Here is a 25,424-nt window from a genome sequence, read left to right on the forward strand (position 1 = left end):
ACCGACGACACCTCGACCGGGCGGTACGCGGCGAGTTCGCCCCGGGAGCGGGTTGCGCCGCCGGTGGAGATTGCGGACCCGGCCGCATGGCTCGTCCCGGGGAGCGCGACCCCGAACGCGCCACCCGCCGAGCGATCACCCAGCTCAACCAGCTCGGCTACACCGTCACCCTCAACCCGAGGGAGGCCGCAACCTGACAAGCAGCCCGGATACCCTGCGGCCCTCCGCGACCGCCGGGCACCCCGCCCTGCCCACAATCACCCTGACCTGGTGTTATTTACGCGTCAGGCATGAGTGACGTGATCCGTTTCAGGTGAATCCCTCAAGAGCAGGCGGCCTGGACGAGGCCGCCTGACAACGTTGCCATAGGCTGTAATCCGGTGAAGGTCTGTCAAGAGTCGGCACGAAGTGCGGCTCGTGGATCCTGGGAGACCTGCCGGGTGGGCTCGGAGGCGCGGGCGATGTGGGGCACGGGATTCGCCAGGACCTCGGCGATCGCCGCGGCCGTCCCCGGCGGCCGACGAAGAGGTGCGGCCGGTCGGCGAAAGGCAACCGAGCGGTCCCGCCCCGGGCGACCGAGGTGAGCCGGAGCCGGAACCGTGGGTTCTGTATTCGTTCGTGCTGGTCAGTCGACCTGCTGGACGGTCGTCCGGGACATGTGGACGAGTGGGTCCGGACCTTGGTGGATGTGTGCCGAGTACGGGTCGTCAGGTGGGCCCACGGCGCGTGGCTGGTGGACAGAACGCCCTCCGAGAATCCGTTTTTAAGTTAATTAGCAATTAATGTTGACAGGTTTCGGGGGCCCGACCACAGTTTCCGCCGTGGCACCGCCGCCCGCCGCAATCGGCGGGCGGGGTTACCTCGTGGAACCCAACTCTCGGGAGATTTAAGTGACTTCGCATCGTGCAGGGATGGCGCGAGTGCGGCGTACCGCGGTCGTGCTCGGCGCCGTGGTGCTGGTCGGGACGGCAGTTCCCGCGGCGCACGCCGCGGACGACCAGGGCGCGCCGCAGTACTACGACAGCGGCCTCGCCCCCACGCCGTACATGGGATGGAACACGTACTACGGGCTCGGCGCTCCGACGGAGGACCAGGTCAGAAAGGTCGCCGACCATCTGGTCGGCAGCGGGCTGCGCGACAGCGGCTACAACATCGTCTGGCTGGACGGCGGCTGGCAGGCCGACGAGCCGCGCGACGCGGCGACCGGGCGGCTCGTGGCCAACCCCACCCGTTTCCCCTCGGGGATTCCGGCGCTGGTGACCTACCTTCACCAGAGGGGCCTGAAAGCCGGTATCTACACCGACGCCGGCACCTACGACGGCGGCAAGAGCTGTGGGCTGGGCAGCCGCGGTCACTACGAGCAGGACGCCCGGCAGTTCGCCGGGTGGAAGGTCGACGCGATCAAGGTGGACTTCCTGTGCGGGATCGGCGAAAAGCTCGATCCCGGCCCGGCGTTCAAGGAGTTCAGCGACGCCGTGGCCAAGTCCGGGCGGCGGATGCTGCTCAACCTGTGCAACCCGCTCACCGATGACTGGGGTCTGCCGCACACCCCCGAGCAGGACGCGCACAACGCCTTCGTCTACGGGCCGACGACCGCCGATTCCTGGCGCACCGGCACCGACATCGCCTGGGGCACCCCGACGGCGGGGGAGTGGCCCAACATCCTGCGCAACATGGATGCCAACGCCTGGCACCCCGAGGCCCAGGGGCCGGGCCACTACAACGACCCCGACTACCTCATCCCCATGCGCAAGCTCGCCGAGGGCGGATACGAGCTGTCGGAGGAGGAGTCCACCACGCAGTTCGTGATGTGGGCCGAGATGGCCTCGCCGCTGGTGCTGGGCAGCGACCCGCGCACCCTGCCGCAGTCCATGATCGACACCCTGCGCAACCCCGAGATCATCGCTGTGGACCAGGATCCGCTCGGCATTCAGGGCGTGCGCGTGGCGACCGACTCGGTGGGCGACGTGTACAGCAAGGTGCTGAAGGGCGCGGGCAAGCGCGCGGTCGTCGTGCTCAACCGCTCCGACCAGGCGCAGGACCGTACCGTGCGGTTCTCCGACGCCGGGCTCAGCGGCCCGGTCGCGGTGCGTGACCTGCGGGCCCGTACGGCGCGGGGCACGCACACCGGCTCGTACACGGTGCGGGTCCCGGCGCACGGCACCGCCTTCCTCAAGCTGACGGGCACGGACGACGCCCCCGGGGCACTGCTGCCCGGACGGTCCTCGGCGAGCCCGGCGCTGGTGCGCGACGGTGACCGGCTGACAGTGTTCACACGCGGTACGGACGGCGCCCTGCGCGCGCAGACCGCGCGCGGCGGCGACTGGTCCGGGGCGCGCACCACCGACCTGGGCGGCCCCACGCAAGGCCGCATCCTCGGTCAGCCCGCCGCGTACGCCTCGTCCGGCAGCCGGATCGACGTCTTCGTCCGAGGCACGGACGACACCGCCTACCGGCGGGTGTACGCCGACGGACGCTGGGGGCGCTGGCAGAGCCTGGGCGGGACGCTGACGGACGCGCCGACGGCGGCCTTCGCCGCCCCGGACGACTGGACGCTGTTCGCGCGCGGCGCGGACGGCAGCGTGTGGTCGCGCGGCCCCGCTTCCGGCTGGACGTCGCTGGGGGCGCCGCAGGACCGGCCGTTCTCCGGGCGGCCGTCGGCGGTCATCGACGACGCCGGGCGGCTCCACGTGGCCGTACGCACCGCTGACGACGCGGTGTGGTGGCGGACCAGGGACACCTCCGGGACCTGGTCGTCGTGGACCGCGCTGGGCGGCACGACCAGCGGCAGTCCGACACTGGTCGCCTCCGGCGGCACGGTGCACCTGTACGCGCGGGCCGGTGACTACACGCTCTGGCAGCGCAGTTGGACCGTGGCGGACGGCTGGGCCGGCTGGACCCCCCACAACGGCTTCGTGAGTGGTGTCTTCGACGGCGCGCTCGGTGCCGTCGCCGGGCCGGACGGCGACGTACTGGCCGCATTCCGCGGGGTGGACGGCCGCGTCCACCAGAGCGAGCTCTGAGCTCCGCTTCCCCTGCTTCACCCTGCTCCACCTGGTGTGGGTGTGCCTCCGGGCCGTACAAGGCCCAGGGGCATACCCACTGAAGAATAAATTAGTAATTAATCTTGACGGCGCTCCGACCTCTGCGACAGGCTGTGTCTGCCGCACCCAGAGCCGGGCCGTCAGGGGGCCTCAACTCCGTTCCGTGGGCACATAGGGAGTGCACTAATGACCGCCTTCAACGCCACCCGCCGCAGATTCCTCGTAGGATCAGGCGCCGTCGGCGCCGGCGCGCTGCTCAGCAGCTGCGTCACCCAGAGCCCGTCCGCCACCGGAGGAAAGTCCGGCGGCCCGGTGACCCTGCAGTCCAACCTCTCCTCCCCGCAGGCCAAGACGGCCATGAAGGCGATCGTCGCCGCATTCGACAAGCGCGGGGACGCGAAGGCACAGCTCAACACCGTCGCCTCGGAGACCTTCCGCACGCAGCTGCCGACCTACCTCACCTCGGCCACTCCGCCGGACGTCTACACCTGGTACCCCGGGTCGGTCGCCGAGTCCTACGCGAAGAAGGACCTCCTCCTCGACATCAGCGACATCTGGGAGAAGCCGGAGCTCGCCGGGTACTCCGACGCGCTGAAGAGGCTGTGCACCTCCGCCTCCAGCGGCAAGAAGGTCTTCGTGCCCACCAGCTACTACTGGTGGGGCATGTTCTACCGGAAGTCCAACTTCGCCAAGTGGGGCGTGCAGGAGCCCAAGACCTGGGACGAGTTCCTCGACCTGTGCGACAAGCTCAAGAGCAAGGGCGTCGCCCCGATCGGCCTCGGCGCCGGCGGCGACACCCCGTGGGTGGCCTCCGCATGGTTCGACTACCTCAACATCCGCGTCAACGGCGCGACGTACCACCGCGAACTCCTCGCGGGCAAGCACCGCTTCGACGACCCGGAGGTCCGCAAGGTCTTCGACCGCTGGGACGAGGCCCGCCCCTTCTTCGACCCCAACGGCACGGCGATCCCCTTCCAGGACGCCACCACCGCGCTGCTGCAGGGCCGTACGGGCATGATGCTGATCGGCACCTTCTTCGCCGACGCCGCGCCCAAGGACGCCCTCGGCGACCTGGACTTCTTCCAGTTCCCCATCATCGACCCGAAGATCCCGGTGGCCGAGGAGGCCCCCACCGACGGCTACTTCGCCAGCGCCCGCACCAAGCGCACCGACGGCGCCAAGGAATTGATGCGCTACCTGGCCACCGCCGAGGCGCAGGAGCTCTACCTCAAGAGCTCCTCGGGCACCACGCTGCCGACCCACCCCGACGCCAAGGACAGCGGCACACCCCTGGTCCTCAAGGGCCGCAAGCTCATCGAGGGCGCCGCCGACCTCACCCAGTTCTTCAACCGCGACTCCAGTGACGCCCTCCAGCCGACCGCCGACACGGCACTGGTCCACTACCTGGCCAAGCCCAAGCAGGTCGGCCCCATCCTCACCACCTGGCAGCGCAGCGCCCAGAAGATCTGGAGCCAGTGAACATGGCGCTGATCGGCTCCGCACGAAGGTCCAGGGCCACGCGGGTGCCCCCCGTGGTCCTGGCCTTCGTCCTCCTGCCGCTGCTCGCCGAGGCCTTCTGGGTCTTCTGGCCCGCCATGCAGGGCTTCTACCTCTCGCTCACCTCGTGGGACGGCCTTTCGGCGCCGACCTTCGTCGGACTCGGCAACTTCAGCGAGATGGTGCACGATTCGGTCTTCCGCACGGCCGCCTTGAACACGGTGCTGTGGCTGGTGCTCTTCGGCGGGCTGTCCGCCGCCCTCGGACTCGGTGCCGCGCTGCTGCTCCAGCAGGAGCGGCGCGGCGTCGGGTTCTACCGGGCGGCGCTGTTCCTGCCGGTGGTCTTCTCACTGGTCGCCACCGCGCTGGTGTGGCAGGCCATGTACCAGCCGGACGGCCTGATCAACAATGTGCTGTCGGCCATCGGCCTCGGGAACTGGCGGCACGCCTGGCTCGCCGACCAGGACACCGCCTTCTACGCGGTGATCGTGCCCGCGCTGTGGCGCCAGGTCGGTTACGTCATGGTGCTCTACCTCGCCGGCCTCAAGGGCATCGACCCCGCACTGTACGAGGCGGCCAAGGTCGACGGCGCGAACCGCCTCCAGCAGTTCCGGCACATCACGCTGCCGCAGCTCAAGAGCGTCAACGCGGTCGTCCTGTCGGTCATCGTCATCGACTCGCTGCGCTCGTTCGACGTCGTGTGGGCGCTCACCCGTGGCGGCCCGTACCACTCCTCCGAACTGCTGAGCACCTACATGTACTCCACCGCGTTCCAGTCCCTGCGGCTGGGCTACGGCTCCGCGCTCGCCGTCGTCATCTTCCTGCTGGCCTTCGGTGTCATCGCCAGCTACCTCGTGCGCGCCTTCCGGGAGGCCGACTGATGACCGCGACCCACGTTCCCGCACCCGTCAAGGACCATCCGGGCCCGTCCCCCGTGCCGGCGCCGCCGGCCCGCGTCGGCCGCGGCCGCGCCTGGCGCACCACCGGCTTCCACGTCTCCGCGGGCCTGCTGTCCGCTCTGTGGCTGCTGCCGATCGTCCTCGTCCTGGTCACCAGCACCCGCACCTTCGACGACATCGCCGCGCACGGGGTGGGCAGTTGGCCGCACTCCTTCACCTTCGACGGCTTCCGTCAGGCGTGGGTGGACGGAGGCCAGCAGCAGGCCCTCATCAACAGCATGCTGGTCTCCATCCCCACCGTGCTGCTCTCGCTGGGCCTCGCCTCCACGGCGGCGTTCGCACTCAGCCGCTATGACCTGCCGCTGCGCCGCGTCCTGCTGCTGCTGATGCTCGGCGGCAACCTGCTGCCCCCGCAGATCCTGCTGATCCCCGTCTCCAAACTCAGCGAGGTGCTCGGCATCTACGACCAGCTGTACGCGCTGATCGGGGTGCAGGTCGGCTTCGGCGTCGGCTTCTACGTCTTCGTCCTGCACGGCTTCATGCGATCGATCCCCGGAGAGATCCAGCAGGCCGCGGTCATCGACGGCGCGAGCCCCTGGCAGATCTACTGGCGGATCATCCTGCCGCTGGCCCGCCCGGCGCTCGCCGCGCTGAGCGCCCTGTCGTTCACCTGGATCTTCAACGACCTGCTGTGGGCCATCACCGTGCTCCGCACGGACACCCAGATGCCCATCACCGCGTCCCTCATCGGGCTGCAGGGCCAGTACGTGTCCATGTGGAACGTCATCGCCGCCGGATCGGTGATCGCCGCCGCCCCGACCGTGGCCGTCTTCCTCCGCTTCCAACGCCACTTCGTGGCCGGACTCAACCTGGGGGCCGTCAAGTGACCGGGCACGAGCAGTGGCTGCTGCGCACCGACACGACCACCTATGCCGTCACCCTCGGCGGGGACGGCCGCTGGGCCGAACTCGCCGCGTGGGGGCCGCACGGCGCGGAACAGGGTCCGTCGCCGATGGACTGGTCGCAGCGGACCCACTTCATCACCCCCGCCGACGCGGCGCCCGCCGAGTACATCCCGTACGGGCTGCGGCCGTTCACCGGCGCAGACCTGATCGCCCGGCAAGCGGGCGGCGACCGCGGCAGCTGGTGGCGGTTCACCGGCGCCACTGCGGACGGAGACCGCGCGCTGCGCCTGGACTTCGCCGACGAGGTCCTCGGTCTGCGCACGACGCTGTGCTACGAGACCGTCCCGGGCACCGACGTCATCCTGCGCTGGACGGAGCTGACCTGCACCGGCGAGCGGGAGCTGCGCCTCGAGCGCTTCGACTCAGCCGCCGTCAACGTGCCCGCCCAAGGCGGCGCCAGGCTGACCTACCTGGCCGGCCAGTGGTCGCAGGAGTTCCAGCTGAAGCACCTGGATCTGGAGCGCGGCCGCTTCGAGATGGAGAGCACCCAGGGCTCCGCCGGTCACGCGTACGCCCCCTGGCTCGCGATCCAGGACGCGGCCGCCCCGGCCGAGGGAGCCACCCCCACCTACGGCATCGCCCTGGAGTGGTCCGGGAACTGGCGGATCAGCGCCGATGCCGAACCCGGCGGTTCGGTGCGGGTCCGCGCCGGCCGGGTGCCGCACGAGGGCGCCGTCCACCTCGCCCCTGGCGCCACCCTCACCACGCCCCGGCTGGCCTGCGCCTTCAGCGCGGACGGCCTCGACGGGCTGGCCCGTGTGTGGCACCGCTACGAGCGGCGGCTGACCGGCGACCGTATGAACCGGCCCCGCCAGGTGCTCTACAACTCCTGGGAGGCGACCGGCTTCGACGTCGACGCCGCAGCGCAGCTGGAACTCGCCAAGGCTGCCGCGGACCTCGGCGCCGAATTGTTCGTCGTCGATGACGGTTGGTTCACCGGACGCCACGACGACACCGGCGGCCTCGGCGACTGGGAGCCGGACCCGGCCGAGTTCCCCGGCGGTTTCGACCGGTTCGTCGACGAGGTCCGCGCACTCGGCATGGACTTCGGGCTGTGGGTCGAACCCGAGGGCATCAGCCCCCGGTCCAAGCTGTACGCCGAGCACCCCGAGTGGGTCTACCGTCTCGACGGCCGCCCCGCCACGCTCGTACGCAATCAACTCCTGCTCGACCTCGGCCGCACGGACGTGCAGGACTTCGTCATCGCCACTCTTGACCGGCTCCTCGGCGACCACGCCATCAGCTATCTGAAGTGGGACATGAACCGGCCACCCACCGAGCGTGGCCGCCCCGACGGCCCCGTGGTCGACGACCCGGAGCAGCTGGATCTGGACGCCGCCCACGTGGCCGGCTACCTGCGGGTCCTGGACCACCTGCGTACCGCCCACCCCCACGTCACCGTGGAGGGCTGCGCCGGCGGCGGCGCACGCGTCGAGCACGCCACCCTCGCCCGCACGGACGTCGTGTGGCCGAGCGACAACACCGCGCCGCTGGACCGGCTGCGCATCCAGTACGGCTACCTCCATGCCCACGCCCCGCACACCATGAGCTCCTGGGTCACCGACGCCGCCGGCGTCTTCGACCCCCGGCCCCGCTCGCTCGCCTTCCGGTTCGTCAACTCCATCGCCGGCGTGCTGGGCATAGGTGCCGACATCCGCGAGTGGACCCCGGAGCAGTGTGCCGAGGCGACCGGGTGGATCGACCGCTACAAGGACGTCCGCGACGTCGTCCACCACGGCGAGGTGCACCTGCTGGGCAGCCCGGCCGACCCCACCTGCGGCATCCAGTACGAGGAACCCGGCGGCGGACGCCTGGTGGTGACGGCCTGGAGCACCGGGGCCCTGGACGGCGCACCCCTGGTGCCCGGCAGGGCCGCCCGGCTGCGGCTGCGCGGCCTGTCGCCGGACGCGGTCTACACGGACCAGGACTCCGGCACCCGCTACAGCGGCGCCCATCTGCTCCACTCGGGACTGCCGTTCGCCTGGACCGCCGGGCACGACGCGGAACTGGTCGTCCTGGCCCGGCAGTGACAGCAGCGACAGAATCTGCACTTCCACCACCACCCTCGCGACAGGAGACGAACCGTCCCATGAACCCAGCGGCCCGCTTCACCAACCGCGTCGCCGTAGTCACCGGCGCCGCCTCGGGCATCGGTGCGGCCACCGCGGCGCGCCTCGCCGCCGAGGGCGCAGCCGTCGTCCTCGCCGACATCGACGCCGAACGCGGCGAGGACACGACGGCGCGGCTCCGCAAGGACGGCGCGAAGGCCGTCTTCGTCGCCACCGATGTCGCTCGGGAGACGGACTGGCAGCGGGTGATGGACGCCGCCCACACCTTCGGGCCCGTCAACGTCCTGGTCAGCAACGCCTTTACGGTGCAGGTGCTGCCCGCCCACGAGATGACGCTCGCCTCCTGGGAACGGCAGCTGTCCGTCAACCTCACCGGGGCCTTCCTCGGCTTCAAGGCGGCGCTGCCCGATCTGCGCGACCATCGGGGGGCCGTGGTGCTCACCTCCTCCGTGCACGCCCACCGCGGCATCCCCGGCCACCCGGCGTACGCGGCGAGCAAGGGCGCACTGCTCTCGCTGTGCGGACAGCTCGCGGTCGAGTACGGCCCGCAGGTACGGGTCAACGCCGTGCTGCCGGGGCCCGTCCTCACCGCCGCGTGGGACAGGGTGCCGCAGCGCGAGCGTGAGCTGAGCGTCGAGGAGACCGCGGCCCGCCGCTTCGGCACCCCCGAGGAGGTCGCCGCAGCCGTGGCTTTCCTCGCCGCCGACGAAGCCTCGTACATCACCGGATCGAGCCTGCTCGTGGACGGCGGCTGGAGCGTCGTCAAAGCGTCCGCCTGACGGGCCCGCCCGGCCCGCCACCCCAGCCCCCGACCGACCAGCAAGAAAGGCAAACACATGACGCCATACGCGCGCCGCGGAGTGCACGGCCAGACCGTGGAGACCCTCGCCCGCCGGGTGCTCAGCGGCGAGATCCCCGAGGGAGCGACGCTCGACATGGCGGCCCTGCAGAGCGAGCTGGACGTCAGCCTGACGGCCCTGCGCGAATCGCTGAAGGTCCTCGCGGCCAAGGGCATGGTGGACGCCCGGCAGAAGCGCGGCACCTTCGTGCGGCCGCGCGCCAACTGGAATCTGCTCGACGCAGATGTCCTGCGGTGGCAGTTCTCCGAGAGCAACGGCACCCGCGCCGACCTCGCGCTGCTGCGTAACCTCGGAGAGGTTCGCGGCATCATCGAACCGGCCGCCGTCCGGCTGGCCGCGACCCGCCGTGCCGACGCCGACCTCGAAGCGCTGGAGGCGGCGCTGGCCGCCATGGGCGAGGAGGGCAGCGCGAGCCACGCCGTCGAGTCCGACCTCGCCTTCCACCGGGCGCTGCTGGCGGCCACCCACAACGAACTGCTGGAACGCATGGAGATGGTCATCGAGTCGGGCCTGGCCCAGCGCGACCAGATCGTGCACAGCGCCCCGCACAGCGAGGACCCCGTGCCCAGCCACCGGGCCGTTCTCGACGCCGTACGGGACCGGGATCCGGACGCCGCCGAGCACGCCATGCGCGCCCTGCTCGACCAGGCGATGCGGGACCTGGACAAGGTCAGCGGCCCGCACGGGGCCGAGAGCGCGGACGGCTCCGCCGAAGCGAAAGACGGCCAGGCAAAGTGAAGATCACGCGTGTCGAGACCTTCCTCATCCCGCCCCGCTGGCTGTTCTGCCGGATCGAGACCGACGAGGGTGTGGTCGGCTGGGGCGAACCGGTGGTCGAGGGCCGGGCCGAGGTGGTGCGAGCCGCCGTCGAGGTCCTGGCCGAACATCTCGTCGGCCAGGATCCGCTGCGCATCCAGGACCACTGGCAGGTGCTGAGCAAGGGCGGTTTCTACCGGGGCGGGCCCGTGCTCTCCAGCGCCGTGGCCGGCCTCGACCAGGCCCTGTGGGACATCGCCGGCCGCACCCTGGGCGTGCCGGTGCACACCCTGCTCGGCGGGCCTGTCCGCGACACGGTCCGGGTGTACGCCTGGGTGGGCGGCGACGAACCCGCTCGGCTCAAGGACGAGATCACCGCCCAGGTCGAGGCAGGCTTCACCGCCGTCAAGATGAACGCCGCCGGGCGCACCCCGCCACTCACCAGCCCCGCCGAGACGGCCGCCGTCGTCGAGCGAGTGGCGGCGGCCCGCGAGGCACTCGGCCCGCACCGGGACGTCGCTGTCGACTTCCACGGCCGGTTCAGTGCCGCCAACGCACGCCGTGTCCTGCACGAGATCGAGCCGCTGCACCCGCTGTTCGTCGAGGAACCCGTGCTGCCCGACCAGGCGCACCTGCTTGCGGGGCTGGTCGCCGCGTCGTCCGTCCCGCTCGCCACCGGTGAAAGGCTCTACGGACGCGCCGAATTCCTCCCGGCACTGACCGCGGGCATCGCCGTGGCCCAGCCGGACCTGTCGCACGCCGGCGGGATATCCGAGGTCACCCGGATCGCCTCGCTCGCCGAGACCTTCGGGGCCCACCTGGCACCGCACTGCCCGCTCGGGCCCATCGCGCTGGCCGCCAGCCTCCAGGTCGCCTTCGCCACGCCCAACTTCCTGATCCAGGAGCAGAGCCGCGGCATCCACTACAACAAGGACGCCGACCTGCTGTCGTACGTGGTCGACACCGAGCCCTTCCGCTTCGTCGACGGCCAGGCGCACCGCACCGAACTGCCCGGCCTCGGCATCACCGTCGACGAGGACGCCGTCCGCGCGGCCGACCGCGCGGGCCACAACTGGCGCAACCCCGTGTGGCGACACGCCGACGGCTCCTTCGCCGAATGGTGAGCGGCACCCGGCTCCCGGTGTCCGTCGTCACCGACCCCGGGCACGGCGGACGCTGGACCTCGCTGACGGCCGGCGGCCGCGAATGGCTCTGGCACCGCGACGAGCCGCGCCGCTCCCGGGCCGTGCCCGGAGACGTGTTCGCCGACGCCGGAGGGCTGGAGGAGTGCGTGCCCACGGTGCGCGGGCTCCCCGACCACGGGGACGCCTGGTCGCGGCCGTGGCGGCGGGACGGACACCGCGACGTCGTGGAGTGCCCCGAGTTCCGGCTGACCCGCCGTCTCGGTACGGACGCGGGGGCGGTCATCGCCGACTACACGCTCACCGCCGAACCGGGCTACCGCTTCGTCTGGGCCGCGCACGCCCTGCTGGACCTGTCCCAGACCGCCCGGATCGGCGTCGAGGGCCCCGCCGTGACCCGGCTGTATCCGGACGAGGGCGCGCGCTGGGTCACCGGCGCCTGGCCGCGCGTCAACGGCATCCCGCTGGACCGGCTCGGACCGGACGACGGGACCGCCGTCGGCGCCGTCGTCCTCGCCCCGCACGTATCGGTACACGACGGCCAGGACACACTCCACCTGTCCGTCGAGGCCCCCGGCCAGCCGGTTTCCATCGCCCTGTGGCGCAACCTCGGTGGCTTTCCCCAAGGCGCGCCGTACCGCTCGGTCGGCGTCGAGCCCCTGCTCGGCCGCGTCTTCGACCGCACGGCGGCGCACGACGGCGACACGGCCGTCGTGCCCGCGTCGGGCGAGGTCACCTGGCGGCTCACCATCACCGCGAACCGCCGCTCCTGAACCCCCAGCAACAGAGAGGGATACCCGATGGACCTGCTCACCGCGCTGCGCGCGCACCGGCTGCTCGCCATCGTCCGCGGCAGCGACCCGGACGCCGCACTCAAAACCGTCCTCACTCTCGTGGAGGAGGGCGTCACGCTCGTCGAGGTGTCCCTCAGCGGGCGCGACGCCCTCGACGTCATCGCCCGGGCCCGCGCCGCGCTCGGCCCGGACGCCACCCTCGGCGCGGGCACCGTCCTCACCGCCGACGACGCGCGGGCCGCCCACCGGGCCGGAGCCGCGTTCCTCGTCACACCGGCGGTCAGCGACGGCATCGCGACCGGCAAGGAGCTCGGACTCCCCGTGCTCGCGGGCGTCATGACACCGACCGACGTCCTCCAGGCGCTGCGCCTCGGGGCCGACGCCCTCAAGCTCTTCCCCGCCGGAAGCGCCGGAGGCCCCGGATATCTGCGGGACCTGCGCGGCCCCTTCCCCGACCTGCCCTTCGTGCCCGTCGGGGGAGTGGACGCCCCGGCCGCCGCCGACTATCTGCGGAGCGGGGCCACGGCCGTCGGCGTCGGCTCGCCCCTGATCGCGGACGCGGCCGACGGAGGCAGCCTCGCCGGCCTTCGCGAGCGCGCACGGGAGTTCCTGGACGTCGTCCGCCCGGAGCCCCGCCCGTGACCACGCCCACGGTCCACGGGACCGACCGCCTCGAACTCGGCGAGGGCATCCGGTGGGCGGACGGCCGCGCGGTCCTGACCGACATCCTCTCCGGGCGGTTGCTGTCCGCCCCCGACGACCCCGCCGCACCGCTCGGGCTGATCGCCCAACTGCCCTTTCCGCTGGGTGCGGTGGCCCCGGTCGAAGGACGCCCCGGCCACTGGATCGCGGCGGCGGGTACCGGCATCTGCCGTATCGACGACGCCGGACGCGTCGACTGGATCGCACGCCCCGAGGGCGACGCCCCGGTGCCGATGCGGATGAACGACGGCGTCGCCGACCCGCACGGCCGCTTCTGGGCCGGCAGCATGGCCTACGAGGCGACCGAGGACGCGGGCTCGCTCTACCGCGTGGACCGCGACGGCCGCGTCACCCGCGTGCTGCGGGACATCACGGTCCCGAACGGCCCGGCGTTCACCGCCGACGGCACCGTCATGTACCTCGCCGACAGCGCCCGCGGCATCATCCGGCGCTACCCCGTCGACCCCGCCACCGGCGACCTGGGCGAGCCCTGCCCCTTCGTCACCCTCGGTTCCGGCAGCCCCGACGGCATGACGGCCGACGCCGAGGGCGGGCTGTGGACCGCCGTCTGGGGCACCGGACAGGTCCACCGCTACCACCCCGACGGCACCCTCGACCGGATCGTGGAACTGGCCGCCGCCCAGCCCGCCGGACTCTGTCTCGGCGGCCCCGACGGCCGCACCCTCCTTGTCACCAGCGCCCGTATCGGCCTGCCCGATCCGGGTCCGCTCGACGGCGCCGTCTTCGCTTCGCGCGTGGACATCCCCGGGGCGCCGGCCGCGCCGTACCGCCCGGCGGGCACCGCGGACACCACCGCGGTCTTCGCCGACACCCGCTAGGAGACCCACCATGAGCACCCCCCGGCCGCTGCGTCCCGGCCCCGTGGTCTGCGTCGGCGAGACCATGGCCGCCCTCGCCCCGGAACCCCTCGGCCCGCTCGATGCCGCGGACCTTCTCCGGGTCGATATCGCGGGCGCCGAGTCGAATGTCGCTCTGTATCTCGCCGACCACGGCATCCCCGCCCGATGGGTGTCCGCGCTCGGCGACGATCCCTTCGGCCGGCGTGTCCGCGAGCGGGTCGCCGCGGGCGGCGTCGACATCAGTGGCGTCCGCACCGACCCGGACCGGCCCACCGGACTGCTCCTCAAGGACCCCGGCGGGAACGGCACCCGCGTCCACTACCACCGCCGCGGATCCGCCGCCTCGGCCCTCACCCCCGAACTCCTCGACGACCCCGCCGTGGCGGACGCCGCACTCCTCCACCTCAGCGGAATCACCCCCGCACTGTCCTCCGGCTGCCACGCCCTCGTCGAGCGGGCACTGCGCCCCGACCGTCCCTATGGCGTCAGCTTCGACGTCAACCACCGCCCCGCCCTCTGGACAGGCCGGTCCGCCGCCGACATCCTGCGGCCGCTCGCGGACCGAGCCGACATCGTGCTCGTCGGCCTCGACGAGGCCCAGGACCTGTGGGGAGACGCGCTCACCGACCCCCGCGCGGTCCGTGACCTCCTTCCCGGCCCCGGCATCCTCGTCGTCAAGGACGGCGCCCGCGCGGCCACGGCCTTCGTCGGCCCTGACGCCCACAGCGTGCCCGCCCTGACCGTCCGCGTGGTCGAGCCGGTCGGCGCCGGCGACGCCTTCGCCGCCGGATTCCTCAGCGGCCTGCTGCGGCAGCTGCCCGTGGAGCGCTCCCTGCGCCTGGGCCATCTGACCGCGGCCTCCGCCCTCCGGGTCGCCGCCGATCACGGCCCCCTGCCCGACCCCGCCGTCATCGCCGCGCTGCTCGACGCCGACGAGGAGACGTGGCGCGCCGCCACCATCGACTCTCGGCTTCGCTGAGAAGCACATCGCGGATGCCGAAGACCGGCTCATCGACCGTGGTCGGTCTTCACGGCACTCCGCCACCCGGCTGATTCGAGAGCAGCTTCGCCGCCCGGCGTCGGTTCGCCGGATTCCTGCGCGGATGCTCGCGGGGCTGCCGCGCAGAAGCGCCCGGCCGAGCGAGTAGCGGCACCGAGAACCTGCGGGCGCGGTTGGCCGCCTTCCGACGAGCGGTGCGACGGTTTTTGCGAGACCTTGAGGAGGAGCGCGCCCCACAGTGGCGACGCATATCCAGGGTGACACTCGCACCCAGCGAGGAAGGCGGGCTGTGGTGAGTGATTCGGATACGGGCGCCGCGGGGCGGAGCCATGGCGAGATGGCCCAACTCTCGGCGATCGAGTTGAGCGTCAACGATCAGGTGCGACGGCTTGAGGTGGATCCACGGACCTCGCTGCTCGACGCGCTGCGCGAGCATCTGCGCCTGAGCGGGACCAAGAAGGGGTGTGATCACGGGCAGTGCGGCGCCTGCACGGTGCTGATCAACGGCCGGCGCGTCAACTCCTGCTTGACGCTCGCCGTGATGCATGAGGACGACGAGATCGTCACGATCGAAGGCCTGGGCGATCCCGATGGCCTGCACCCCATGCAACGCGCCTTCGTCGAGCGTGACGGCTTCCAGTGTGGCTACTGCACTCCCGGCCAGATCTGTTCGGCCGTCGGCATGCTCGCCGAGGTGGAGGCGGGCTGGCCCAGCCACGCCACCGCTGACGTGGCCTCGCCGCGGATCGCGTTGACCGATGAGGAGATCCGCGAGCGGATGAGCGGCAACATCTGTCGGTGCGCCGCCTATCCCAACATCGTCGCGGCCATTCGCGGCATCGCGGAGGGAGGCCCGGAATGAGGTCCTTCACGTACGAGCGGGCGACGGACGCACAGGCTGCCGTCGCTGCGGTGTCCAGAACCGGCGCGAAGTTCATCAGCGGCGGCACGAATCTGCTCGACCTGATGAAGCTCGACATCGAGAAGCCCAGCCATCTGGTCGACATCAGTCGGCTTCCGCTGCGGGACATCGAGGAGCTCCCGGACGGCGGACTGCGCATCGGGGCCCAGGCGGCGAATTCCGATGTGGCCGCCGATGCCCGAGTCCGTACCCGCTATCCGGTGCTGTCGGAGGCGCTGGTGGCCGGCGCCTCGGGCCAGCTGCGCAACAAGGCGTCCACCGGGGGAAATCTGTTGCAGCGCACCCGCTGCCCCTACTTCTACGACACGGCTGCGGGCTGCAACAAGCGGGATCCCGGCTCCGGATGCTCGGCGATCGGCGGGTTCAACCGGATTCACGCGCTCCTCGGCGTCAGCGACTCCTGCATCGCCACCCACCCCTCGGACATGGCCGTCGCGATGACTGCGCTGGAGGCGGAGATCGAGCTGCTCGACGCCGACGGGTCGGTACGCCGCGTCGCCATCGCAGACTTCTACCGGCTGCCGGGCGATACGCCGCACATCGAGACCGTGCTGCGTCCTCACGAGATGATCACGAGCGTGTTCCTGCCCCCGCCCCCGTCGGGCCGGCAGATCTACCGCAAGGTGCGAGACCGGGCGTCGTACGAGTTCGCGCTGGTCTCCGTGGCGGCTGTCGTCTCGACCGATCAGGGAGCGATCAGTGAGGCGCGGGTGGCTTTCGGCGGTGTGGCACACAAGCCCTGGAGGTCCATCGAGGCGGAGGCCGCGTTGACCGGTCGTCCCGCCACGATGGTCACCTATCGCGCCGCCGCCGAGGCCGCGATGCGCGACGCCGTGGGGCAGGGGCACAACGACTTCAAGATCGAGCTGGCCAAGCGCACGCTGTGCCGCACGCTGGCGCAAGCAGCCCGGGCGAGCTGAGGAGACGAGATGATCGGGCAAGCTCTGAACCGCGTCGACGGCCCGTTGAAGGTCGCCGGCCGGGCCACATACGCCTACGAGAATTGGGGGGCCGGCCAACCTCTCTACGGGTTCATCGTCGGCGCGACGATCGGCAAAGGCCGCATCACCCGGATCGACACCGAAGACGCCGAATCCGCACCCGGCGTAAAGATGGTGATGACCCATCACAACGCTCCCGCGCAGGGTGTCCGTGATGAGTCCATTCCGTTCGAATACTGGCGCGCCCAGCCGGTGCTGACCGGCCCCGACATCCACTATTACGGCGAGCCGGTGGCACTCGTCGTCGCCACGACCCTCGAGCAGGCCCGAGCGGCAGCCGACCTGGTCGAAGTCGAATACACCGCCGGGCGGGGACGTTTCAACTTTGCCGAGCAGGAAGACGAGGTGTACATCCCGAAGGTGGTCAACGCCGGACTCCCCACCGACACTGCGGTCGGCGATTTCGATGCCGGGTTCGACAGCGCGGCGGTCAAGGTCGACCAGCAGTACACGACGCCGTACGAACTCTCGATGCCGATGGAACCGCACGCGTGTCTCGTGGAACCGCGCGACGAGGACCTGACCGTCTACGTCAGCTGTCAGATCGTCGACGCGGCGCGGGCCTCGGTCGCCGCCACGCTTCGGATCGACCCCGAGCGGGTCCACATCGTCACCCCCTTCGTCGGCGGGGGATTCGGCTCCAAGCTCGGCATCCATTCCGAGACGATCCTGGCCGCGCTCGCCGCTCGCGAGTTGCGCCAACCGGTCAAGGTCGCGATGACCAGGCAGCAGATCTTCCAGCTCGTCGGCAACCGCCCCACATCCAGCCAGCGGGTCCGACTGGGCGCGGAGCAGGACGGACAGCTGACCGCGATCGCCCATGACGTCACCATGCACACCAACCCCGACGTGGAGTATGCCGAGCAGACCGCCGCCACGACCCGCAGCCTCTACGCTGCCCCCCACCGGTTGACCAGCCACCGGCTGGCGCCGCTCGATCTGCCGCCCGGGACGGACGTACGCGCGCCGGGCGAAGCGCCGGGCATGCTGGCGGTCGAGTCGGCGATGGACGAGCTGGCCCATGCGCTCGGGATGGACCCCGTCGAGCTGCGGATCCTCAACGAGCCCACCGTCGATCCCGAGCGAGACGTGCCGTACAGCGACCGGCACCTGGTCGACTGTCTGCGCGAAGGCGCGCGCCGGTTCGGCTGGGAGCACCGCCCCGCCACCCCGGCGAGCATGCGCGACGGGCGCTGGCTGATTGGCTACGGCATGTCGGCCGCCATCCGCGGGCACTTCCAAGGGCCGACAGCCGTGCGGGTGCGGTTGGAGGCTGACGGCACCGCCGTCGTCCGGACGGACATGACCGACCTCGGCACGGGCACGTACACCGTCCTGACCCAGGTCGCGGCCGAGGGCCTCGGGCTGCCGCCGGATCGGGTGCGGATCGAGCTCGGGCGTTCCGACTTTCCCACCAGCTGGGGGTCCGGCGGCTCGTGGGGCGCCGCCAGCTCGTGCAATGCGGTGCATGGTGCGTGTATGACCCTGCGCGAGCAGGTCCTGGCCGCGGCGCGCGGCGACACGCGCTCCCCGCTGCACGGCCTGGACCCGGCGGACGCCGTGTTCTCCGATGGCAACGTGGTTGTCGGCGGCGCGTCCGAGGCGCTGAGCGAGATCGTCGCACGCAACCATCCGGAAGGTGTCGAGGCGGAGGGCGGTACCCGCTTCATGGGCGATGACCCGAACTACACGGACTACTCGATCAACACCTACGGGGCCCATTTCGCTGAAGTGGGGGTCGACGCGGACACCGCCGAGATCCGTCTGCGGCGGATGCTCGGCGTGTTCTCGGTGGGCCGCGTGCTCAACGCGAAGACGGCTCGTTCGCAGCTGATCGGCGGCATGATCTGGGGGACCGGCGCGGCCCTCGAAGAAGAGGCCGTGGTCGACCTGCGATCCGGCGCCTTCGTCAACCGGGACCTCGCGCAATACCTGGTGCCGGTCCACGCCGACATCCCCGACGTCGACGCGGTCATCCTTGACGGGTACGACGACAAGGCCAACGTCCTGGGCGCGAAGGGCGTCGGCGAGCTGGGCATCTGCGGGGCCGGTGCGTCGGTCGCGAACGCGGTGTTCAACGCCACCGGCGTGCGCGTGCGTGACTTCCCCATCACCATCGAGAAGGTGCTGCCCGGTCTGCCACTGATGGATGCCTGAATCCGTGACGACGGTGCCGGTTCGCCGGCCGGTGGGCGTGAGCCGGCGATACCGGGACCGTCGCCGGCCCGACCGGATCAAGGCGCGTCCCCGATTGGGTGTCCCGGCGCGCCGGCCTGTCCGGCAGGGGGCACTCTGAACGAATGAGTGATGCGAATCCTGATCCGCACAACGGCCGCCGCGCCCAGCACGAGCGGACGGTTCCGCCGGGGGAGACTCCACCTGCCGAGAGCAGTACCGGACCGGAAACAGGACCACGTGGTGACGTGACCCGGGGCTGGGCCAAGGGGCCCCTGATTGCCATCGGGATCGTCGTCGTGCTGTGCGCCGCGTTCTTCCTGGTGTACGCGATCATCGTGGCGCAGTGACCGCACCGCAGGAGCGGATACCGGCGGGACGCCAGGCGGAACAGCGCCAACTGGTCTGAGCCCATGGGTTACTCGGGTGGCGTCCGTCGGCTGCGTCTCGAGCCGTACTCGCGGGCGCGGAGAGCCCGGTGCCATGTCGGCGCTCGACGTCGCCCGGGCCACATCCCGATGTGGTCCTGTCCCCGCTCCGGCATCACTCCGGTGCTCCGGCCACGGTACGGCCGTGTGGCCGAGCCGGCTCTACGTGCCCTGGCCGCGCACCGGCACTCCGGTCAGTGGTTCGTGCGTGCGAGCTCTTCGACAGTGTCCCGCGCGCCGGTGACGGCCCCGGTCGGCACAGCGCTGTCCAGGGCGCTCAGCTCCGCCGTGGGCAGGGCGATGTCGGCCGCTCCGACGTTCTCCTCCAGATAGGCCCGTCGCTTGGTCCCGGGGATGGAGACGGCGCCCTGCGCCGCAACCCGGGCCAGGGCGATCTGTTCCGGAGTCGCCCCCCTGTGCCTCGGCAATCGCACCGACCCGGTCCACGAGTGCGAGATTGGCGGCGATGCTCTCGGGTGAGAAGCGGGGCAGGCCCCGGCGCGCGTCGTCGGGGTCGAGGTCGTCGATGCTGCGGATGGCTCCGGACAGGAAGCGGCGGCCGAGGGGAGAGAAGGCGACCAGACCGATTCCCAGCTTGTCCAGCACCTCCTTGATCCCGTTCTCCAGGAGATCCCGGCTGAAGAGGGACAGCTCCGACTGCACGGCGGTGATCGGGTGGACGGCGTGCGCGCAGCGGATCGTTGCGGCGGCGGCCTCGGAGAGCCCGAGGTGACGCACTTTGCCCGCCGTGACCAGCTCGGCCATGGCGCCGACGGTCTCCTCGATCGGGACGGCGGGATCGACGCGGTGGAGGTGGTAGAGGTCGATGGTGTCCGTCTCCAGATGGCGAAGGGACCGTTCCACCGCTCGGCGGACGTGCTCGGCGCGCCCGTCCAGCGGTGTGCCGTCGGCGTCGAAGTCCATGCCCGACCGCGCCAGTCAGGTGAAGCGATCACCGAGGGCGCGAGCGAGGAACTCGAGTCTTTCCTGGCTTTCGCTGCCGGGTTCGGGCGCGTCAGAGGGTCACGACGACCAGGTCCAGTGGGCGACCTCGGGCAGGTCGTCGCCGTGTTCGCGGATCCAGTCGTGGTGGCGACTGCGGGCGTCCGCCATGGCCTCCCGGGTGGCGGCGGCCCGGGCGCCGAGGTGGGGAACCCGGTCGATGACGTCCATGACCAGCCGGAAGCGGTCCAGGTCGTTGCGCACCACCATGTCGAACGGCGTCGTGGTGGTGCCGGACTCCTTGTAGCCCCGCACATGCAGGTGCGGGTGGGCGGCCCGGCGGTAGGCGAGCCGGTGGATCAGCCACGGGTAGCCGTGGTAGGCGAAGATCACCGGCTTGGACGTGGTGAAGACCGCGTTGAACTCGACGTCGGGCATCCCGTGCGGGTGTTCCGTCGTGGGCATCAGCCGCGTCAGATCCACGACGTTGACCACGCGGAACATCAGGCCCGGCAGGTGACGCCGGAGGAGGTCGGCCGCGGCCAGTACTTCCTGGGTGGGGACATCACCGGCACAGGCCAGGACGACGTCGGGTTCACGGTCGCCGTTCTCGGTTCCGGCCCACTCCCAGATGCCGACGCCGCGTGCACAGTGGGCACGCGCCTGTTCCATGCTGAGCCAGTCGAAGCACGGTTGTTTGCCGGCGACCACGACGTTGACGTAGTCCCGGCTGTGCAGCACATGGTCGGCGATGGAGAGCAGGGTGTTCGCGTCCGGGGGCAGATAGACGCGTACCACTTCGGGGCTCTTGTTGAGGATGTGGTCGACGAATCCGGGGTCCTGGTGTGAGAAGCCGTTGTGGTCCTGGCGCCACACATGCGAGGTGAGCAGGTAGTTCAACGAGGCGATCGGCGCGCGCCAGGGAAGCTGACGAGAGGTGTGCAGCCACTTGACGTGCTGGTTGACCATGGAGTCGACGATGTGGACGAACGCCTCGTAGCACGAGAAGAGCCCGTGGCGGCCGGTGAGGAGGTATCCCTCCAGCCAGCCCTGGCAGGTGTGCTCGGAGAGAATCTCCATCACCCGGCCGTCCCGGGCCAGGTGTTCGTCGGTGGGCAGCATCTGCTCCTGCCAGGCTTTGCCGCTGGCTCCGTAGACCGCCTGGAGTCGGTTGGACGCGGTCTCGTCGGGTCCGAACAGACGGAAGTCCCGGCGCTGCGCGGTATCCGACATGATGCGCTCCAGCATCCCGCCCAGGACGCGGGTCGGCTCGTGCTGGGTCGTCCCGGGCTTGTCGACGGGCACCGCATAGTCCTCCAGCGGCGGCACGGGCAGGGTGCGCAGCAGTCGGCCACCATTCGCGTGCGGGGTGGCGCCAAGGCGGCGTTCGCCCTCCGGCACGCACGCCAACACCTGCTCGGTGGGACGCCCGGTGGGGTCGAAGAGGTCCTCGGGCCGGTAGGAACGCAGCCATTCCTCCAGCTGCGCGAGGTGAGCGGGGTTCTCCCGAACGCCGGGAAGCGGAACCTGATGGGCGCGCCATGTGCCCTCCACCGGCAGGCCGTCGACCTCGCCGGGCCCGGTCCAGCCCTTCGGCGTGCGCAGCACGATCACCGGCCAGTGAGCCCGACGGCGCTCTCCGCCGTGGCGGGCGGCGTGCTGGATGGCGCGGATCTTGTCCACGGCGGTGTCCATCGCGACGGCCATGGCACGGTGCACGGCTGCGGGGTCGTCGCCGCTGACGTGGAGCGGTTCGTACCCCAGTCCGCGCATCAGCTGCTCGAGTTCGTCCTGGGGGATACGGGCCAGCACGGTGGGGTTGGCGATCTTGTAGCCGTTCAGATGCAGGATGGGCAGCACCGCGCCGTCGTGGACGGGGTCGAGGAACTTGTTGCCGTGCCAGGAGGCCGCCAGCGGGCCGGTCTCCGCCTCGCCGTCGCCGATCACGCAGGCGACCAGCAGGGCCGGGTTGTCCAGCGCGGCTCCGTAAGCATGCCCGAGCGAGTAGCCCAGTTCGCCGCCCTCGTGGATGGAGCCGGGGGTCTCCGGCGCGACGTGGCTGGGCACGCCGCCGGGGAAGGAGAACTGCCGGAACAGCCGCTCCATCCCTTCCGTGTCCCGGGTGATGTCCGGGTACGTCTCCGTGTAGGTGCCCTCCAGCCAGGAGTTGGCCAGCACCGCGGGGCCGCCGTGCCCGGGGCCCCAGATGCACAGCACATCCTGGGAGCGGTTCTTGATGATCCGGTTGAGGTGCGTGTAGACGAGGTTGAGGCCGGGAGAGGTGCCCCAGTGGCCGAGCAGCCGTGGCTTGATCTGCTCGGTGCGCAACGGCTCTGCCAGCAACGGATTCGCCATGAGGTAGATCTGCCCGGCCGAGAGATAGTTGGCGGCGCGCCAGTGGGCGTCGAGAGCGGCTGCCTCCTGGTCGGTGATCGTGCCGACCGAGTCCGGAGCGGTGGTCATTCATGCCTCCGTCTGCGCGGTGAAGGGGGTGTTCTCTCGGCGGTACCCGATTCATCGGGTCATAGGCGTGAGCCCGCGGACCGTGAACGCCGAGTCACTGCCGGACTCCCGGAGCAGCAGGAGCCTGATGGCGGGGTGAGTGTCCAGGCATCGTTGGCCAGCTCCTTCTCGCACGGTACGAGCGCCTTGGGCGGTGCGCCCCGGAGCGCCGACACTCCGGGAACCCGCGGACCTGTGGCCGTCGGAGGCGAAGGCCGCAGGTCCGCGGGCGCCCGGTTGAAGCGTTCCGAAGAGGCGGGAACATCAGCGCCGGTGCCTGCCGAGTGGTCCGGTGCGGTCAGCGCTGCCCGGTTCGGCTCAGGTGTCAGCTGTGCCGACGAGGCTTCCGGGACGTGTCCAGCGTGCGCATTCCATGGCCCGGCGGCACTCCTGGCGGGACCGAATGGGCGACGAGGTCCGTCGCGACGGGAAGGCCCGATCGGTGGCCGCCCGACGGAACGGGTCACATGCTCGGGTCGCGGTGGGTGGGGTGCCCGTCGAGGACCGTCAGCAGCACGGGCAGGTGGGGCAGGTCGGTGGCGGCGGTGGTGAGCGGGTCGTCGGCGAAGACCGTGAGATCCGCGCGGTGGCCGACGGCGATCCGGCCGGCCCTGTACTCCTCGCCTGCCGTGAGAGCTGCGTTCACGGTCATGCCCTGGAGGGCCTCCAGGGCGGTGAGCGCCTGTTCGGGGCCGTGCGGGGGCTGGGTGAGATCGCGGCTGGGCCGACGGTGGCGGGCGCCCGCCATGACGCCCAGCGGTGGGTAGGGGGCGATGGGCCAGTCGGAGCCGAGGACGACGGTGGCTCCGGAGTCCCACAGATCGCGGCAGCGCCAGGCGCGGGAGGCGCGCTTCTCACCGAGGCGGCGCGACCAGTTGTCGGTGTGGTCGGCCCGGGTGAAGTCGCAGCAGTGGGTGGGCTGCATGGACGCGACGACGCCGAGCTCGGCGAAGCGGCGCAGTGTGTCGTCGGGAACTGTCTCGATGTGCTCGATCCGGTGCCGGACTCCGCGGTCCCCGGTGGCCAGGGCCTTCTCGACGGAGTCGAGGGCATGCCGCACGGCCGCGTCACCGATGGCGTGGGTGGCGGTGGGCACCCCGGCCCGGTGGAGCTCGCCGACGATGTGGGTGTAGGCGTCGGGGTCGGGCCAGAAGGCGTGGGTGGACTCGCCGTGGCAGTCGGGGCGCTCCAGCCAGGCGGTGCCGTTGTCGATGGTGCCGTCCATGAAGAGCTTGACGCCTTCGGTCCGCCAGAGCGCGCCGCCGGTGCCCTGTTGCTCGATGATCGCGCGCAGCGCGTCGGCGTCGGTGCCGGGCTGGCACCAGGGCGCGACCCGCAGGCGCAGCGGCAGCTCGCCGGCCGCGTCCAGTTCGGCGTAGAGCGCGAGACTTTCGCCGCCGGCGTCCATGGCGTGGCCGCCGGTGAGTCCGGCGGCGGCCATGCTGCGCAGCGCGGCGGCGAGCCCGGCGCGGCGCTCCGCGTGCGTGGGCTGCGGGGCCGCACGCTCGACGAGCTCGCAGGCGGCGTCCTCCAGGAGCAGCCCGGTGGGCCGTCCGGTGTCGTCGCAGACGACCTCGGCGGCCTGGGCGAAGGAGCGTGGCCCGTCGACGCCGGCGAGTTCGAGTGCGCGCGGGCTGGCCAGCATGGAATGGGCATCGAAGAGCTGGAGAAGGGCCGGTACGCCGTCGAGTACGGGGGCGAGGGCGGCGGCCTCGACGGGCCGGCCTCCGAAGATGTTCGGGTCGAGACCCCATCCGTGCAGCCACGCCCCGGGTGCGAGGGTCCGGACCTCGCGGGCCAGCGTCTCGCGCACCTCGCTCAGGTCGGCGCAGCCCGACAGGTCCAGTCCCTGGGTCAGCTCGGCGCCCGAGACGGGATGGAGGTGCCCGTCGACCAGGCCGGGGGTGACCACGGCCCCCTTCACGTCGATCACCGTCGTCGAGGAGTCCGCGAGCGCGCGTATCCGGCGGTCGTCGCCCAGGGCGGAGATCTGCCCTCCGGACACGGCCAGGGCGGTCTCCGGCAGGAACCGGCCCGTGACCGGGTCGAGCAGACGGGCGGAGAGCAGGACGAGACGGGTGTGCACGGCGGCTCCTTGAAGAGCTGGTGGGGGAAGGTCAGTTGGGGGTGGCAGTCGACTCGGCGGCCGGATCCGTGCCGGCGGCGGAGGCCGGGTCCTGGTCCGTGTCGGTGGATGGGCCGAGGGGGCGGGTGAGAGCGCCGCTCGTCAGGCCCAGTTCGCGTTCCGCCGTGGTGATGGCCATACGCGTCACTGCCTCGGGGCGATCGTCGGTGTCGGTGTTGGCATGGGCGCCGAGTCCATCGATCACCACAAGAATCTGAATGGTCGTCACATATGGGTCGTCCGTGTGGAACTCCTCCCGCTCGACGCCCTCCCGGACAAGGCTCTCGAGCCGCCCGCGCCACGCCGCCTCCTGCTCGCCGACCCGGTCCCGGAGGACGGGCCGGTAACGGCTGAGGTGTCGTGCGTTGATCCAGAGCCGGCTGATGTCGTCGTACGCCTCTCCCGTCGCGTGTGCGAAGAACCGCGCGAGGTGCTGCGTGGGGGTTCCGTCGGCTCTCTCGGCCGGCAGGAGGGTGTCGAGCTCGGTACTCGCGGCGCTGCCGAACGCCTCGGCCACGAGGTCCTCCGCCGAGGGGAAGTAGTGGCTGATGAGCCCGGGACGGACATCGAGCTGCTCGCCGATGCGCCGCAGGGTGATGCACTCCAGCCCTTCGGTCAGGGCGATGGTGGCGGCCGCTTCGACGATTTCCGCACGTCGGGCGGCGGGTGATTTCCGAATTCGCTTGCGCTGGACGCTTGACGGCATACCCGGGATGTTATTGAGTGTGCGACCAATAAGCA

At 71.2% G+C, this 25,424-nt stretch carries 20 protein-coding genes; 16 read left to right on the forward strand and 4 right to left on the reverse strand.

The features are described from left to right. The first annotated feature begins 911 nt into the window (after positions 1–911). From ACWCP8_RS06535 to ACWCP8_RS06610, 16 genes are all read left to right on the forward strand, one after another. Complete coding sequence (locus ACWCP8_RS06535; protein ID WP_451114548.1) at positions 912–3,023, forward strand: glycoside hydrolase family 27 protein; 2,112 nt, start codon at positions 912–914, stop codon at positions 3,021–3,023. A gap of 207 nt (positions 3,024–3,230) precedes the next feature. Beyond that, positions 3,231–4,523, forward strand: a complete 1,293-nt coding sequence (locus tag ACWCP8_RS06540; RefSeq protein ID WP_451114550.1) for an ABC transporter substrate-binding protein — start codon at positions 3,231–3,233, stop codon at positions 4,521–4,523. A gap of 44 nt (positions 4,524–4,567) precedes the next feature. After that, positions 4,568–5,422, forward strand: a complete 855-nt coding sequence (locus ACWCP8_RS06545; RefSeq protein ID WP_356002345.1) for a carbohydrate ABC transporter permease — start codon at positions 4,568–4,570, stop codon at positions 5,420–5,422. After that, positions 5,422–6,327 carry a carbohydrate ABC transporter permease gene (locus tag ACWCP8_RS06550; RefSeq protein ID WP_356002348.1) on the forward strand — a complete coding sequence of 302 codons (906 nt, stop codon included), beginning with the start codon at positions 5,422–5,424 and terminating at the stop codon, positions 6,325–6,327. The genes ACWCP8_RS06545 and ACWCP8_RS06550 overlap by 1 nt, the downstream gene beginning before the upstream one ends. Further along, positions 6,324–8,435 (forward strand): alpha-galactosidase, encoded by a 2,112-nt coding sequence (locus ACWCP8_RS06555; RefSeq protein WP_451114553.1) that lies wholly within the window; start codon positions 6,324–6,326, stop codon positions 8,433–8,435. The genes ACWCP8_RS06550 and ACWCP8_RS06555 overlap by 4 nt, the downstream gene beginning before the upstream one ends. 59 nt (positions 8,436–8,494) lie before the next feature. Continuing rightward, on the forward strand, positions 8,495–9,253 hold the full coding sequence (locus tag ACWCP8_RS06560) for an SDR family NAD(P)-dependent oxidoreductase (protein ID WP_352268606.1): 759 nt from the start codon (positions 8,495–8,497) through the stop codon (positions 9,251–9,253). Positions 9,254–9,310: 57 nt separating this feature from the next. After that, the gene (locus ACWCP8_RS06565; RefSeq protein WP_352268608.1) at positions 9,311–10,072 is read left to right on the forward strand and encodes a FadR/GntR family transcriptional regulator; all 762 of its coding nucleotides are present in this window, start codon (positions 9,311–9,313) and stop codon (positions 10,070–10,072) included. After that, positions 10,069–11,214, forward strand: coding sequence for a galactonate dehydratase (gene dgoD, locus ACWCP8_RS06570; protein WP_352268610.1), 1,146 nt, complete (start codon positions 10,069–10,071; stop codon positions 11,212–11,214). Before ACWCP8_RS06565 ends, dgoD begins: the two co-directional genes overlap by 4 nt. Further along, on the forward strand, positions 11,208–12,005 hold the full coding sequence (locus tag ACWCP8_RS06575) for a hypothetical protein (RefSeq protein ID WP_451114556.1): 798 nt from the start codon (positions 11,208–11,210) through the stop codon (positions 12,003–12,005). Before dgoD ends, ACWCP8_RS06575 begins: the two co-directional genes overlap by 7 nt. Positions 12,006–12,032: 27 nt before the next feature. Beyond that, positions 12,033–12,668: a bifunctional 4-hydroxy-2-oxoglutarate aldolase/2-dehydro-3-deoxy-phosphogluconate aldolase gene (locus ACWCP8_RS06580; protein WP_451114558.1), complete on the forward strand. Its 636-nt coding sequence runs from the start codon at positions 12,033–12,035 to the stop codon at positions 12,666–12,668. After that, a complete protein-coding gene (locus tag ACWCP8_RS06585) occupies positions 12,665–13,567 on the forward strand; it encodes an SMP-30/gluconolactonase/LRE family protein (protein WP_451114560.1) in 903 nt (300 codons plus the stop codon). Before ACWCP8_RS06580 ends, ACWCP8_RS06585 begins: the two co-directional genes overlap by 4 nt. A gap of 10 nt (positions 13,568–13,577) precedes the next feature. Then, positions 13,578–14,567 (forward strand): sugar kinase, encoded by a 990-nt coding sequence (locus ACWCP8_RS06590; RefSeq protein WP_382834989.1) that lies wholly within the window; start codon positions 13,578–13,580, stop codon positions 14,565–14,567. Between the two features lie 313 nt (positions 14,568–14,880). Further along, entirely contained in the window at positions 14,881–15,450 is a 570-nt protein-coding gene (locus tag ACWCP8_RS06595; RefSeq protein ID WP_451114562.1) for a 2Fe-2S iron-sulfur cluster-binding protein, read from the forward strand. Beyond that, positions 15,447–16,430, forward strand: coding sequence for an FAD binding domain-containing protein (locus ACWCP8_RS06600; RefSeq protein WP_352268617.1), 984 nt, complete (start codon positions 15,447–15,449; stop codon positions 16,428–16,430). Before ACWCP8_RS06595 ends, ACWCP8_RS06600 begins: the two co-directional genes overlap by 4 nt. Positions 16,431–16,439: 9 nt before the next feature. After that, positions 16,440–18,668, forward strand: coding sequence for a xanthine dehydrogenase family protein molybdopterin-binding subunit (locus ACWCP8_RS06605; protein ID WP_352268618.1), 2,229 nt, complete (start codon positions 16,440–16,442; stop codon positions 18,666–18,668). A gap of 143 nt (positions 18,669–18,811) precedes the next feature. Continuing rightward, positions 18,812–19,036 carry a DUF6480 family protein gene (locus ACWCP8_RS06610; RefSeq protein WP_352268619.1) on the forward strand — a complete coding sequence of 75 codons (225 nt, stop codon included), beginning with the start codon at positions 18,812–18,814 and terminating at the stop codon, positions 19,034–19,036. Between the two features lie 240 nt (positions 19,037–19,276). Here the strand turns inward: ACWCP8_RS06610 and ACWCP8_RS06615 are convergent, their stop codons facing one another. The 4 genes from ACWCP8_RS06615 to ACWCP8_RS06630 all read right to left on the reverse strand — a co-directional run bounded on the left by ACWCP8_RS06615 (position 19,277) and on the right by ACWCP8_RS06630 (position 25,389). Then, positions 19,277–20,038: an aldo/keto reductase gene (locus ACWCP8_RS06615; protein ID WP_451114565.1), complete on the reverse strand. Its 762-nt coding sequence runs from the start codon at positions 20,036–20,038 to the stop codon at positions 19,277–19,279. Between the two features lie 99 nt (positions 20,039–20,137). Continuing rightward, on the reverse strand, positions 20,138–22,519 hold the full coding sequence (locus ACWCP8_RS06620) for a phosphoketolase family protein (RefSeq protein ID WP_352268622.1): 2,382 nt from the start codon (positions 22,517–22,519) through the stop codon (positions 20,138–20,140). 502 nt (positions 22,520–23,021) lie between these two features. After that, complete coding sequence (locus ACWCP8_RS06625; RefSeq protein ID WP_451114567.1) at positions 23,022–24,644, reverse strand: amidohydrolase; 1,623 nt, start codon at positions 24,642–24,644, stop codon at positions 23,022–23,024. Positions 24,645–24,675: 31 nt separating this feature from the next. After that, positions 24,676–25,389, reverse strand: a complete 714-nt coding sequence (locus ACWCP8_RS06630; RefSeq protein ID WP_352268624.1) for a TetR/AcrR family transcriptional regulator — start codon at positions 25,387–25,389, stop codon at positions 24,676–24,678. Between the last annotated feature and the right edge of the window lie 35 nt (positions 25,390–25,424).

The sequence above is a fragment of the Streptomyces sp. NPDC002206 genome (assembly GCF_053593595.1).

What these genes read in the sequence shown, in the direction of transcription:
- ACWCP8_RS06575 (WP_451114556.1), top strand. Translation starts at nt 11,208, where the DNA reads ATGGTGAGCGGCACCCGGCTCCCGGTGTCCGTCGTCACCGACCCCGGG.
- ACWCP8_RS06610 (WP_352268619.1), top strand. Translation starts at nt 18,812, where the DNA reads ATGAGTGATGCGAATCCTGATCCGCACAACGGCCGCCGCGCCCAGCAC.
- ACWCP8_RS06600 (WP_352268617.1), top strand. Translation starts at nt 15,447, where the DNA reads ATGAGGTCCTTCACGTACGAGCGGGCGACGGACGCACAGGCTGCCGTC.
- ACWCP8_RS06540 (WP_451114550.1), top strand. Translation starts at nt 3,231, where the DNA reads ATGACCGCCTTCAACGCCACCCGCCGCAGATTCCTCGTAGGATCAGGC.
- ACWCP8_RS06580 (WP_451114558.1), top strand. Translation starts at nt 12,033, where the DNA reads ATGGACCTGCTCACCGCGCTGCGCGCGCACCGGCTGCTCGCCATCGTC.
- ACWCP8_RS06565 (WP_352268608.1), top strand. Translation starts at nt 9,311, where the DNA reads ATGACGCCATACGCGCGCCGCGGAGTGCACGGCCAGACCGTGGAGACC.
- ACWCP8_RS06630 (WP_352268624.1), bottom strand. Translation starts at nt 25,389, where the DNA reads ATGCCGTCAAGCGTCCAGCGCAAGCGAATTCGGAAATCACCCGCCGCC.
- ACWCP8_RS06560 (WP_352268606.1), top strand. Translation starts at nt 8,495, where the DNA reads ATGAACCCAGCGGCCCGCTTCACCAACCGCGTCGCCGTAGTCACCGGC.
- ACWCP8_RS06620 (WP_352268622.1), bottom strand. Translation starts at nt 22,519, where the DNA reads ATGACCACCGCTCCGGACTCGGTCGGCACGATCACCGACCAGGAGGCA.
- ACWCP8_RS06535 (WP_451114548.1), top strand. Translation starts at nt 912, where the DNA reads ATGGCGCGAGTGCGGCGTACCGCGGTCGTGCTCGGCGCCGTGGTGCTG.
- ACWCP8_RS06615 (WP_451114565.1), bottom strand. Translation starts at nt 20,038, where the DNA reads ATGGACTTCGACGCCGACGGCACACCGCTGGACGGGCGCGCCGAGCAC.
- ACWCP8_RS06550 (WP_356002348.1), top strand. Translation starts at nt 5,422, where the DNA reads ATGACCGCGACCCACGTTCCCGCACCCGTCAAGGACCATCCGGGCCCG.
- ACWCP8_RS06590 (WP_382834989.1), top strand. Translation starts at nt 13,578, where the DNA reads ATGAGCACCCCCCGGCCGCTGCGTCCCGGCCCCGTGGTCTGCGTCGGC.
- ACWCP8_RS06605 (WP_352268618.1), top strand. Translation starts at nt 16,440, where the DNA reads ATGATCGGGCAAGCTCTGAACCGCGTCGACGGCCCGTTGAAGGTCGCC.